The organism is Paenibacillus sp. ov031 (assembly GCF_900143165.1).
GTDB lineage: Bacteria > Bacillota > Bacilli > Paenibacillales > Paenibacillaceae > Paenibacillus > Paenibacillus marchantiae.
Genome location: NZ_FRDO01000004.1, coordinates 69,403 through 82,168 on the forward strand (window position 1 = coordinate 69,403; position 12,766 = coordinate 82,168).

At 44.8% G+C, this 12,766-nt stretch carries 11 protein-coding genes; all 11 read right to left on the reverse strand.

The features are described 5' to 3' along the window. Positions 1–16 precede the first annotated feature (16 nt). Positions 17–967, reverse strand: coding sequence for a 16S rRNA (cytosine(1402)-N(4))-methyltransferase RsmH (gene rsmH / locus BUA17_RS17825; RefSeq protein WP_072734487.1), 951 nt, complete (start codon positions 965–967; stop codon positions 17–19). 18 nt (positions 968–985) lie between these two features. Continuing rightward, positions 986–1,423: a division/cell wall cluster transcriptional repressor MraZ gene (mraZ, locus tag BUA17_RS17830; RefSeq protein ID WP_017687291.1), complete on the reverse strand. Its 438-nt coding sequence runs from the start codon at positions 1,421–1,423 to the stop codon at positions 986–988. 275 nt (positions 1,424–1,698) lie between these two features. Beyond that, complete coding sequence (locus BUA17_RS17835) at positions 1,699–2,964, reverse strand: adenosylhomocysteinase (RefSeq protein WP_072734488.1); 1,266 nt, start codon at positions 2,962–2,964, stop codon at positions 1,699–1,701. A gap of 45 nt (positions 2,965–3,009) precedes the next feature. Continuing rightward, complete coding sequence (gene bshC, locus BUA17_RS17840; protein WP_072734489.1) at positions 3,010–4,641, reverse strand: bacillithiol biosynthesis cysteine-adding enzyme BshC; 1,632 nt, start codon at positions 4,639–4,641, stop codon at positions 3,010–3,012. A gap of 155 nt (positions 4,642–4,796) precedes the next feature. Beyond that, the gene (locus BUA17_RS17845; RefSeq protein WP_063566996.1) at positions 4,797–6,560 is read right to left on the reverse strand and encodes an ABC transporter ATP-binding protein; all 1,764 of its coding nucleotides are present in this window, start codon (positions 6,558–6,560) and stop codon (positions 4,797–4,799) included. Positions 6,561–6,577: 17 nt separating this feature from the next. Further along, positions 6,578–7,504, reverse strand: a complete 927-nt coding sequence (locus BUA17_RS17850) for an ABC transporter permease (protein WP_079696194.1) — start codon at positions 7,502–7,504, stop codon at positions 6,578–6,580. A gap of 2 nt (positions 7,505–7,506) precedes the next feature. Next, entirely contained in the window at positions 7,507–8,439 is a 933-nt protein-coding gene (locus BUA17_RS17855; protein ID WP_063566998.1) for an ABC transporter permease, read from the reverse strand. A 189-nt stretch (positions 8,440–8,628) separates the two neighbouring features. After that, entirely contained in the window at positions 8,629–10,326 is a 1,698-nt protein-coding gene (locus BUA17_RS17860) for a peptide ABC transporter substrate-binding protein (RefSeq protein ID WP_063566999.1), read from the reverse strand. A gap of 151 nt (positions 10,327–10,477) precedes the next feature. After that, entirely contained in the window at positions 10,478–10,852 is a 375-nt protein-coding gene (locus tag BUA17_RS17865) for a DUF3397 domain-containing protein (RefSeq protein ID WP_072734490.1), read from the reverse strand. Further along, positions 10,852–11,814: a ketopantoate reductase family protein gene (locus BUA17_RS17870; RefSeq protein ID WP_072734491.1), complete on the reverse strand. Its 963-nt coding sequence runs from the start codon at positions 11,812–11,814 to the stop codon at positions 10,852–10,854. The genes BUA17_RS17865 and BUA17_RS17870 overlap by 1 nt, the downstream gene beginning before the upstream one ends. A gap of 144 nt (positions 11,815–11,958) precedes the next feature. Beyond that, positions 11,959–12,609, reverse strand: coding sequence for an RsfA family transcriptional regulator (locus BUA17_RS17875; RefSeq protein ID WP_063567002.1), 651 nt, complete (start codon positions 12,607–12,609; stop codon positions 11,959–11,961). Positions 12,610–12,766 lie beyond the last annotated feature (157 nt).

The window sequence follows — 12,766 nt, forward strand, 5'->3', positions numbered from 1 at the left end:
CTCCTCCGCTCTTGATTTACAGTTTCTCGGCTACGCGCAGCTTCGCTGAACGAGCACGGGAGTTTTCGGCCAGTTCCGTTTCCGTTGGAATCAGCGGCTTTCTGTTCACTAAACGCATGGTACCCTTACCGCCGCAAACACACAACGGAAAATCGGGAGGGCATGTACATTTCTCCAGATAACTGCTAAGAATCTGTTTGCAAATTCGGTCCTCAAGTGAGTGAAAAGTAATAACAGATACACGTCCGCCTGGTGCCAAGCACCGAACGGCCTGATGTAACGCTTCTTCGAACGCGCCCAGCTCATCATTAACCGCAATTCGCAATGCCTGGAAGCTGCGTTTTGCAGGATGTCCTCCGGTACGACGAGCCGCCGCCGGAATCCCTTCTTTGATCAATTCCACCAGTTCGCCAGTAGTCTCAATAGTGGATTGCTTCCTCTTTTCAATAATGACACGCGCAATTCGTCTAGAGAATTTCTCTTCACCATAGCGATACAAAATGCGGGCAATCTCCTCTTCCGGCCATTCGTTAACAATCTCTTTGGCGGTAAGGGATGCGTCCTGATCCATACGCATATCCAACGGAGCATCGTGATTGTAGCTAAATCCACGTTCTCCTTCGTCGAATTGCGGCGATGATACCCCCAAATCGTACAAAATGCCATCTACCTGTGGCACGCCATCTTTCATCGGTACATCCAGTTCTTTCAGTACCTGTTCGAGATCACGGAAATTGGTTTTCACCAATGTAATCCGCTCTCCATATGGAGCCAATTTTTCACGCGCGTTATCCAAAGCCCAATCATCCTGATCCAGTGCGATCAGACGTCCCCCTGGACCGAGCTTGGATGCAATCACGGAGCTATGTCCGCCACCGCCTAAAGTGCAGTCCACGTATATACCGTCCTGCTTGATGTTTAATCCCTTTGTTGCCTCTTCTTTGAGTACGGTTATGTGGTGAAACAACCTGCACCCCTCCTGACTTTATAAATCAAAATTAAAATCGACCAGCTTTTCGGCAATGTCGTTGAATGCTTCTTCGGATTGATTGAAATAACTCTCCCATATGCCTTTGCTCCAAATCTCCACCCGGTTCGACACGCCAAGAACAACGCAATCCTTGTCCAGCTTGGCATACTCTCTAAGATTGCCCGGCAAATTTACCCTGCCCTGTTTGTCCAATTCACATTCGGTGGCACCCGAGAAAAAAAACCGGGTAAACGCACGTGCATCGGATTTCATCAACGGCAGTGCTTTGAGCTTCTGTTCCATGACCCCCCACTCCTCCATGGGGTACACGAAAAGACACTGGTCCAAACCCCGTGTGACAACGAAAGACGGTCCCAGAGATTCGCGGAATTTAGCCGGAATAATAACCCGACCCTTGTCATCAATGCTATGTTGGAACTCCCCCATAAACATTGGCCCACTCACTCCTCACCCGTTTCTCCCACTTTGCCCCACTTTCCACCACCTAAGCATAATAGATTCGCACAAAAAAATCAAAACCCTTCTTACGGGCTTTACTTTTTTTCAATTTCCAACCGCAAAAAAACGTCTTTGATCCTGTCACTCAGGATCAAAGACGTTTCCCGTTTACGGGCAATCGCACGTACACCCGCATATGAGCCATATCATTAATAAACCATTTTAAACCCTTTGAAGCACTTAATCAGCTTGTAATTAATGGATGCCTCTTAGAATTTCCAGCTGTCCAGATATTTTTCCTGCTCGGCGGACAAAGAGTCGATGGCAATATTCAAGCTTTCTAGTTTGTAACTGGCAACCTGTTGGTCAATGTCATAAGGTACATTAACAACGGTTTTACCCAGTTCCGCATAGTTCTCGCTCACATAACGCAGACCCAGCGCTTGCAATGCAAACGTTGTATCCATAATCTCGGCAGGGTGTCCATCGGCTGCACCCAGGTTTACGAGGCGTCCTTCGGCCAGCAAATACATCTTACGGCCATCTTTGAAGCGATATTCTTCAATGTTGCGGCGTACGGTACGAATCGAATCGGAACGTTTAGCAAGTTCAGGTTTGTTTACTTCCACGTCAAAGTGACCCGCATTACTCAGGATTGCTCCATCCTTCATCACATCGTAATGCTCTCCAGTAATCACATCTTTATTGCCGGTAACAGCGATGAAGAAATCACCCAATTTTGCAGCTTCTACCATCGTCATGACACGGAATCCGTCCATATGTGCTTCTACGGCTTTAATAGGATCAATTTCAGTTACGATGACATTTGCTCCGAGCCCTTTGGCACGCATCGCTACACCTTTACCACACCATCCATAACCCACTACAACTACGTTCTTTCCTGCAACGACCAGATTAGTTGTACGGATGATACCATCGAATGCAGACTGACCTGTACCGTAACGGTTATCAAACAAGTATTTGCAATAAGCGTCATTGACTGCAACCATTGGGAAACGCAATTGTCCTTCTTTCGCCAAAGCTTTCAAACGAATGATGCCCGTTGTCGTTTCCTCTGCTCCACCACGAATGGTGGCAGCTAGGTCAGGTCGTTCAGATGCAATGATAGTGGCAAAGTCTCCACCGTCATCAATGATCAGATCAGGTTTCACTTCAAGTGCACGAAGTTGCAGTTCTTTGAACTCAACAGGGTCCGGATTATGTTTGGCATACACCGTAACGCCGTCTTCCACCAGAGCAGCACAAACATCGTCCTGTGTTGACAATGGGTTGCTGTGTGTAATCGTCACTTCTGCACCACCAGCTTGAATGACTTTCGCCAGGTAAGCTGTTTTGGCCTCAAGGTGAAGGCAAATGGCTACTTTCAAACCTTTAAACGGAAGATCCTGTTCAAATTGGTGACGAATGCGGTTTAACACCGGCATATGTGCTTCTACCCAATCAATTTTCAGATGACCTTCCGAAGCGAGTCCCATATCCTTAACGATACTGTTTTGCAATGCAGGGGTAGTCATTCCTCATCCTCCTCGATTATCTATTCCTTCTATTATAAAAGGTCACTACAATGTGATCACTTGGTGTTGTCCACGGAATTCGTTCTGACTTTCAATCAGTTGTCCGATCCACTCGGTTCCATAACGGTTCAGGTAAAAGAGTACGTTATGTACTCGTTCCTGTGGTTTGTTCATGGGAAAGAGTGAGTTTTGCATCCCGTTCCAGTGTCTTAGACTCACATTGTGTTTATCTTTGATGGCTTTGTGGGTCTGCTGTTGCAGATATTGCATCTGTTCGCTGATCTTACCTACATTGGTATCTCCAATTCGGTCCAGACCAGGATGGATCTCTGTGATCTGATCAAGTAATGGACGATATAGATCGGCAAATGCTTGCTGAACGCGCTCGAATTGTTCATCGACCTGGAAGGTCTCCTGCTGTGCCAGCCATTGTTCCTTCTTATCTTCCATATGATATTGAACGTCCTGGAAAGAAAGACCGTACTGCTTCATATGCTTGTGATGAACATCTTCCAAAATGGTAAAGGACAGACGTGGAAGCAAGATAGGCATCTGCAGCCCAAAGCGTCCAAACGCTTCACGTGTCAATCCCCAGTACGCGATCTCACCTTGACCTAAGATAACAGCCGCTACAGGTAAAATGGAATCTTGCATCAATGGCCGGGTCAATACATTGTTGCTAAACCGCTCGGGATGTTCAGCCAGTTCCTGAAGCAGTCGATCTTCTGTAAATGAAACCAGACCTTTACGGTCGCTGTACAAGCCGTCTTTCAACATCAGAAGCAACCGTGCCCCTTCATGTATGTAAAACAGATTGGCCCCATCTTCCGCAACTTCAGCTGGCATGGCATATCCGGCTTGTTCCAGTGCGGAGGCACCTTGTGCATATGCTTGGCGTAATGTCCCATTTTCACGAATCAAACGCTCAAATACAGGCTGCTCAAGCCTGCGCAAGTCTGGATCTGCAGCATCCATCAGAATAAGTCCACTGCTGCCAAACAATGCTGAGATTAACCGAGCAAACGCATCACTCAGATTCGAACTCGACTGATGAATTTCCGTAACCAGCTTCATCAAACCAGGTTTGTGCACCGTATCCGGTAACAGATGCTCCACCTGCTTCAGCACGGTCATCCATTGTTCTGTTTCCACATGGACATAACTCACAGAATCCCTGCCTGCAAACCGCCCTTGTAACTTGATCTTCGTCATGTCACCGTTGGCGTCAGGCAAGTATGTGTGGTTCACTTCATCCCAGTCATGGTCTTCGCCTGCAATCCAAAAAACGGGAACGACCGGCCGTTGTAGCCTGTTCTCCGCTTCCCGCGCAGCTGCAACTACACTTGCTGCTTTATAAATTACAAACAACGGACCAGTAAGCAGGCCGCTTTGCTGTCCTCCCGTAACAACCAACGCTTCTTGTTCCGCGAGACGTGTGATGGATTCATGGACTGCACCATGATCGTTCACCCGTTTATTATATATACGTAGATACTCTGCCAGATGTTGACGAGGAATACGTGTGTTCTCCGATTGGTCTAGCCACTCGGCACGCGTATGAAGCCCCGATTCCCAGCGAATGTCATATTGGTAAAGGCCACGCGCAGCATCCCTTGAACAGACATAGTCTTCTGCAAGTCGCGTTCCGCTGCGGAGTGCCTCGGTAATACCTTTCATGAGGTCTGCCTCCTATTCTGCTTCAAAGAGCCTTTCTTGATTGTACCGAATGAGAGCCCTCTTCGTCAAAAGAAAGTGCATCAAAAAATAAAAAACCGCCGAACAAAGTCGGCGGTTTGATATTCATGGATAAGTCCAAATGAAAATTGTACTTTTTATACGTAAGGTTCTGCAACCCAGTGACCTTTGGATATCTCAATCAATTGAGCGTTCTGCAGGTTGTATGGATCATTTGCAGGACCACCAGATCCATTCTTAAGTGCTTGTTCTTCCGGCAGCAAAATGCGACGTTTGCTCGCTTCTACTTCCGGATCAGGTACAGGAATCGCGGACAGCAATGTTTTGGTATAAGGGTGAATTGGATTAGCATAAAGTTCTTCACTTTCTGCCAACTCCACCACTTTACCCATGTACATTACAGCTACACGGTCACTGATATGTTTAACCATGGACAAGTCATGTGCAATAAACAGGTATGTCAAGCCGAGGCGTTGCTGAAGTTCTTCAAGCAAATTAACGACCTGAGCCTGAATGGACACGTCCAATGCAGACAATGGCTCATCACAGATGATGAATTTAGGGTCTACAGCCAATGCACGGGCAATCCCGATCCGTTGTCTTTGACCACCTGAGAATTCATGTGGATAACGGAGTGCATGGCTAGGATTCAGACCTACAAGATCAAGCAATTCTTCAACGCGTCTCTTCCGCTCTGCCCGACTTGACGCCAGACCATGAATATCAAGAGATTCACCGATGATATCCATAACGTTGAAACGTGGGTTCAAAGATGCATAAGGATCCTGGAAAATCATCTGCATATCTTTACGCATTTCTTTCATCTTGCGCGGAGACAGCTTGTAGATGTCCGTTCCATTAAAGTTAACATTTCCGCCTGTTGGCTCATAAAGGCGCAGAATTGTACGGCCAGTTGTGGACTTACCACAGCCCGACTCCCCTACAACTCCAAGTGTTTCGCCTTCAAAAATATCAAAGCTAACATCATTAACCGCTTTTAGAATGTTGCCTTTGCCCAAGTTGAAGTATTGTTTCAGGTTCTTCACTTGAACCAGCGGCTTGTTGGCACCTTTGATAATACCAACTGGAGTAGGCTTTTCTTTTTTAGGCTCGTCCAGACGAGGGAGAGCATTCAGCAATTTAATCGTGTATGGATGTTGAGGATTACTGAAGATTTCAGCAGTTGTTCCTGTTTCAACAACTTCGCCTTCCTTCATAACGACAACACGATCACACATTCCTGCCACTACTCCAAGGTCATGCGTGATAAGCATGATCGAAGTTCCAAGCTTTTGCTGCATGTCTTTCATAACATCCAAGATTTGTGCTTGAATCGTTACGTCGAGTGCAGTTGTTGGCTCATCCGCAATCAGAAGGGATGGACGACATGCCAAGGCAATCGCAATCATAGCACGCTGGCGCATACCACCGGAAAATTGGTGTGGATAATGGTTCATACGCGATTCCGCATTTTTGATGCCTACAAGTTCGAGCATTTCCAATGCGCTTTTTTCAGCTTCTTTTTTGGACATATTCTGATGCTTGCGCAGTACCTCGGTAATTTGCTTACCAATTTTAATGGTAGGATTCAAAGAAGTCATTGGATCCTGGAAGATCATGCCGATATCTTTACCACGGATGGCTTCCATCTGTTTATCTGTCTTATTCAGCAGGTCCTGCCCGTGAAAAGTAATTTCTCCGCTTTTGACCTTCGAAGGCGGGGAGGGAATCAATTTCATGATGGTTTGGGCAGTAACACTCTTACCACTACCGGATTCACCTACGATCCCCAGCGTCTCTCCTTTGCCAAGTTCAAAACTCACATTTTTAACGGCATCAAACTCACCAGAACGCGTCGTAAATGACACACTCAGGTCTTTGACTGTTAAAATCGGCTCCATAATCCCACCTCCTATTTCTATTTACGTAATTTCGGATCAAGCGCGTCGCGCAAGCCGTCACCAAGCAAGTTAAATGCGAGCATTGTCATAACCATCAAACCTGCAGGGAACCACATCCGCCAAGGATACAGCGTCCAGCCTGTAAGTGCATCATTGATCATAGATCCAAGAGAGGATTTAGGTGCAGATACACCCAATCCGAGGAAGCTCAAAAATGCTTCTGCGAAGATGGCATTTGGGATGGACAATGTCAATGTAACGAGAATTGGTCCGACAGCATTTGGCAACAAATGACGGAAGAGTTGACGTCCAGTGCTTGCGCCCATGGAACGAGCAGCAAGGATAAAGTCTCTGTTTTTGAGTTGCATAATCTCACCACGCACAATCCAGGACATACTGATCCATCCTGTAATGGTAAGTGCAATGATAATCGTTGTCAGACTTGGCTCCAATACAACCAGCAACAGGATAACAACGAGCATGTATGGCAGGGAGTACAAGATCTCGGAGAACTTGTTCATGATGCCGTCAACACGTCCACCGTAGAAGCCCATAATGGCTCCATAAATTACCCCGATGACAAGGTCAATCAAAGCAGCAGCCAAACCTACAGTAAGAGACACACGTGCACCTACCCAGGTTCTTACCCATACATCACGACCCAGTTCATCTGTTCCGAACCAGTGTTCAGCACTCGGTGCAGCATTGGCATTCAACAAATCATTGGAATAATAATTATAGCTTGAGAACAACGAAGTTGGACCAATCATAGAGAAAATGACAACAAGGACTAGAACAGCCAAACTAATCATAGCGGCCTTGTTGGTTGCAAGTCTGTACATAGCGTCTTTGAATAGCGATACACTCTCTTGCGATTTCAACGCTGCCTGACTATCCAGGCCTGTGTTCGCCGTTTCATTATTGTTGTTATTCTTGCCAGACAACGTTATGCCCCCTTCCGGCTTTCTAGCTTAATTCTAGGATCAATCAACACGTAAGCGATATCTGTCAGGAAACGTGCAAGCATCAAGAGAATACCATAGAAGATTGTAATCCCCATGATCATCGTGTAATCACGATTCGTAATACTCTCTACAAATACTTTACCAATTCCACCAATATTAAAGATTTGCTCAATAACAACGGAACCTGTGATAATATTTGCTGTCATCGGACCAACGTAAGTAACGACTGGCAGAATACCGTTCCGTAAAACGTGTTTAAACATGATAGCAGGCCATTTCAAACCTTTGGCTTTGGCTGTCTTGATGTAGTCTGCATGCAACACTTCCAACATGCTTGAACGCGTCAAACGTGCGATAAAGGCAATTGGAGATGCTGACAATGCGGCAACCGGAAGCACATAGTCGAGCGGGCCATCGAAGCCCATAACATTAAACCAGCCGAGTTTGAATGCAAAAACATATTGCACCAGGGATGCGAGCAAGAAACTCGGTACAGCAATCCCGATAACAGCCAGAATCATCGTAATATCATCAATCAACTTGCGATGGTACACTGCGGCAATAAGCCCCAACAAGACACCCACAACAATTGAGATAATAATCGCAAAGATTCCTAGCTTCAGCGATGCTGTAAACGTTTGAGTGATCATACCCGTTACATCTTGATTCAGGTATTTCATAGAAACCCCGAAATCACCTTTGATGATTCCACCCATATACTTCAGGTATTGTTCATACATCGGTTTGTCCAAACCATACTTCACTTCCAAAAGTGCCCGGATTTCAGGAGATACTTTTTTCTCGGATGTAAAAGGGTCACCCGGAATGGCCTTCATCAGGAAGAAGGTTGCTGATGCGAGTATGAAAAGCGATAGCAGCATAAATAGCAGTTTTTTCAGCACGTACTTAACCAACCCTTGCACACCTCCACAAACAATATTTTGTATACAAATCGATTGTAGAATTAGACAAGAATAATGTCCAATCCATTTATCGGAAATTTCAAGAATTATAAGGAAAATCGGTGCACATACAAAAAAATCGGGATATATATGGAATTCCACATATATATCCCGAAGTAATCATATAGACTTCAGAACAACTTATTTCTCTTCCAGATATGCACGAGTGAAGTCAATAGCTCCACTGAAATCAAGTTGTATGCCTTTCAGGTAAGGCTTAGTCAAAGATACGTTAGTGTAGTAATAGATCGGCAATACGCCCATTTCATCTTGAATCAGGATTTTCTCAGCGTCAGCAAAAGCAGCCATACGAGTAGCTGGATCTGCAGATTTTACAGTCTCTTTAACATCTTTATCATACTGTTCGTTGCTGAATTTGGAATCATTGTTTGTGTTTCCAGTAGTCCACATTTCCAAGAAGTTGTACGGATCGTTGTAGTCAGCAGACCAGCCCGCACGAGCGATTTGGAAGTTTTGGTTTTGACGGTTCTCAAGGAATACGCCCCACTCTTGGTTTTCCGTTTTCACGTCAACACCAAGGTTTTTCTTCCACATATCAGCAACAGCAAGCGCGATTTTCGCGTGACCGTCACTAGTATTGTAGATCAAAGTTACTGCTGGCAATGTTGTGTAGCCTTCTTCTTTCATACCTTCAGCAAGCAATTTCTTAGCTTCTTCTACGTTCTCAGTGAAGTAGTCATCTTTGTGCTCATCACGGAATTCGCCGTTTTCACCGCGGATACCTGGAGGTACAAAGCCGAAAGCTGGAATTTGTCCACCTTGTGTTACTTTGTCAACGATCAATTGACGCTCGATTGACATTGCAAAAGCCTTACGGATTTTAACGTTGTTAAATGGAGCTTCATTAACGTTGAACTGGTAGTAGTAAGTACTTGCAATACCAGTAGCTTTAAACTCGTCCGGCAATTCCGCTTTTACAGAAGGAATTTGGTCGGAAGGAATTTCACCGTTAGGTGCGCCTGTGTAGTCCAATTGTCCAGACTTATAAGCTTGCAGTTCGGAAGCACTGCTGTTTGTCAGGGACATGTTAATTTCAGACAATTTGATGTCAGAAGCTGCATGGTAGCTTTCGTTTTTCTTCACGACGATTTTTTGACCTTTAGCGTATTGATCCATTGTGAATGGTCCGTTAACGATCATGTTTTTGTAGTCTGTGAAGAATTTGTCATTCGTGTCAGCAGACTTGTGTACTGGGTAGTACGTGTAGAATGCTGTCAGACCCAAGAAGTAAGGTGTTGGGTTTTCCAACGTTACTTCCAGTGTGTGCTCATCAGTAGCTTTAACACCTACTTGAGAGAAGTCTGTGATTTTAGTACCTTTATATGTTTCGTCTTTGCTCAGGTTGTAACCCTCAGCACCTTTGATGTAATACAATTGGTAAGCATATGGAGAAGCTGTTTCCGGTTTCAAAGCGCGTTCCCAAGAACGTACAAAGTCTTCGGCAGTGATTGCATCACCGTTGCTCCATTTAGCATCCGGGTTCAGGTTGAAAACATATTTCAGACCATCTTCGGAAATTGTCCAGTCTTTAGCAACACCTGGAGCTTCTTTGCCATCAGGGTCGATACGCACAAGACCTTCATACAAGAATTTCAGTACAGTGTTGGTTTGGCTGTCTTTTGCTTGAGCCGGGTCTAACGTAGGAGGTTCAGCTGACAGGTTAATTTTCAGGACTTGATCTTTAGCAAGACCATTTCCTTCGGTTGCAGAACCAGTATCGGTGTTACCTGTGCCTTCGTTTTTCGATCCGCACGCTGCAAGTACGGTACCGAACGCCAAAATCAGCGTCAAAAGGACTAATAGACTTTTCCTTTTCATCTAACACTTTCCCCCTAAATTGATGTGGTATATGTTTATAGATTATACAACCACCGGTCAAAAAAATCTACATTACTTTTTCAGAAAGTAATGTTTTTTTCAGTTTTCGACAAAATCGACACATTTTTTAGCCCTTTTGCGTTATGTATCCTTACATCTGTTTCATGAAGTATCTAAATAATCCAAATATAGTAAACAAAACATACCCAAAACTCATTATGACAAAAGCCATGCGCCAAACGGCCCGGAACATTCTACCCCTATCGACCTTACCTTTGAGCCGATTTTGTGCACCTCCGATGAATCCAAGCGCTATTAGTATGAGTATTAGTGTTAAATAAAATCCAAAATTCGAATCAAATGTTAAGTTGAATAACGCCGATACAGAGAATATAAGGAATAAGGTTGTTACATCCATTGCCAAGCGCAGCGCCACACGCTTATCTTTTTTCCATCCATACATGATCCAATACACAAGAAAAAATGGAAAGAACGGCAGTATGCTCAGCACAATAAAAAATCCCATTAACTCACTCCTTCCGGTTGCATACCTTCAATCAGATGAAGCAGTACTTCATGCATCGGAGCGGACAGGCCACACCGACACGCCATGCTTACGATTTGCCCGTTAATGGATTGCACCTCCGTTTGTTGTCCATGCAGAACATCCGACAGCATGGAAGATGTATTTGAGGCTGTAGAACGACAGACGGAGAGGATTTGTTCCCACACATCAACATCAAGAAGTATTCCGCTTGCTCTGTATACCGCCAATGCCTCATCGTACAGCTGACGCATAAACACGATTCGCTCTTCCTTTGTAATTAACTCACCGTTAGGAATACGCCATATCGCGGTAAGAGGGTTAATGACAGCATTGATTAACAACTTCCTATAAATCAGCTTATCGATTTCATTCGACACTGTACAGCCAAATCCTGCCTGCTGCAAAAGTCCCTGTAAACGAATGGGGTCATTTTGATTCATTGGCGTTAGAGGTGAGATACGTACATCTGCACTTTTGCCCAACCAGGTCTCTCCTATACCTGCACGGATGACTCCATCTTGCTGACGTTTCGCCCCTTCTGTAGTTATGACGCTGTATATATTGGAATGCGGCATATTGGATTGCACATGATCCAGATGCCCAACCCCATTTTGGAAACATGCGATGTTGAGCACTTGCGTCTTCAATGAACCAATTTCACGTATAACATCATGTATCGCTGTCTGTTTCACCATTAATAGTAGCCAATCTCCAGGTGAGTGTTGCCACACTCGGGTTAACTCCGTAATCGGTTTGACCTGGATATGATCAGGTGTAATCTGGATGGTTTTCTCCCGTTCGATGACCTTAAATCCTTCTATACTCAGTTTATTTGCCTGTTCAGCCGTTCTGGTCCAAAACCGAACCTCGTTGCCTGCGTCCTGAAGCTTACCTCCATACAAAAGACCCAGTGACCCTGATCCTACAACGTCAATGATCATGCTGCATCCCTACCTCTGCTCCAATAGTTGCTTTTATCTATAATAGAACAAAAACAGCAAACAAAAAACCCATCATACCCGCCGTTATGTAACGGAGGTGTGACGGGTCCTAATCTAATGCTGATCATCAGATACAATTTGCTTTTATTCAATTCGTTCCAGATTCCCGTTGGCATCCATTTTGAATCTCGTTTTGAGTTCCTCTTCTTCTTCTGTCAGAAATGCGAGTCTGCGAGCACGATCCATAATCTGAATCAGTGCTTTATAATCGTCGTTTACAACACGATAATCAGTCTGTACTTCATTCACTTCCTTAGACAGACGATCATTCTCGCAACGCAGTTCATGAAGTTCATCCTCTTTTTCACGAAGCTCTTTCTCAAGCATCTTGAGCTGACGACCGTTTTCCTGCACAGTTCCCTTCCATTGCCGCAAGAATCGTATAACTGCATCAATGGATAGAGAATCTTCCGAAATACCATCCGCCTTGTATAGATTTTCTTCTGTATCCAGGGTGGACAAAGCTGCTACTTGTGGTCCAAGCAAAGCCGGTTGTTTCCGGAGATAACTCCGTTTTTGTCGTTGAGCCTTAGCATTGCTAATAGCAGACTCATACTTCTTACGTACACAGCTGTTCCAGCGAAAACCGCAAGCGGCAGAAGTTCTGCCTATTTTTTCGCCAACCTCTTCAAAAGCAGCTAGTTGTGTACTTCCTTCCCGAATATGACGCAAAGTAACCTCAGCCAAAATCAAATCGTCCTCTGTACTCCAAGCATCCTGTCTCACTGCAGTCATGCTATAATACCCTCCTAACAACATCCTAAAATAACCGTCCCCATAACCGATTTCCCGGTATGTGAATTAGGTATAAAAGCTGCTTCATTCATTCTTATGCCTCTCATAGAGTTCATAGAATTGATTTCATACTAAAATGTATTTCCACATTTATGAG

What these genes read in the sequence shown, in the direction of transcription:
- mraZ (WP_017687291.1), bottom strand. Translation starts at nt 1,423, where the DNA reads ATGTTTATGGGGGAGTTCCAACATAGCATTGATGACAAGGGTCGGGTT.
- BUA17_RS17835 (WP_072734488.1), bottom strand. Translation starts at nt 2,964, where the DNA reads ATGACTACCCCTGCATTGCAAAACAGTATCGTTAAGGATATGGGACTC.
- bshC (WP_072734489.1), bottom strand. Translation starts at nt 4,641, where the DNA reads ATGAAAGGTATTACCGAGGCACTCCGCAGCGGAACGCGACTTGCAGAA.
- BUA17_RS17845 (WP_063566996.1), bottom strand. Translation starts at nt 6,560, where the DNA reads ATGGAGCCGATTTTAACAGTCAAAGACCTGAGTGTGTCATTTACGACG.
- BUA17_RS17860 (WP_063566999.1), bottom strand. Translation starts at nt 10,326, where the DNA reads ATGAAAAGGAAAAGTCTATTAGTCCTTTTGACGCTGATTTTGGCGTTC.
- BUA17_RS17865 (WP_072734490.1), bottom strand. Translation starts at nt 10,852, where the DNA reads ATGGGATTTTTTATTGTGCTGAGCATACTGCCGTTCTTTCCATTTTTT.
- BUA17_RS17870 (WP_072734491.1), bottom strand. Translation starts at nt 11,814, where the DNA reads ATGATCATTGACGTTGTAGGATCAGGGTCACTGGGTCTTTTGTATGGA.
- BUA17_RS17875 (WP_063567002.1), bottom strand. Translation starts at nt 12,609, where the DNA reads ATGACTGCAGTGAGACAGGATGCTTGGAGTACAGAGGACGATTTGATT.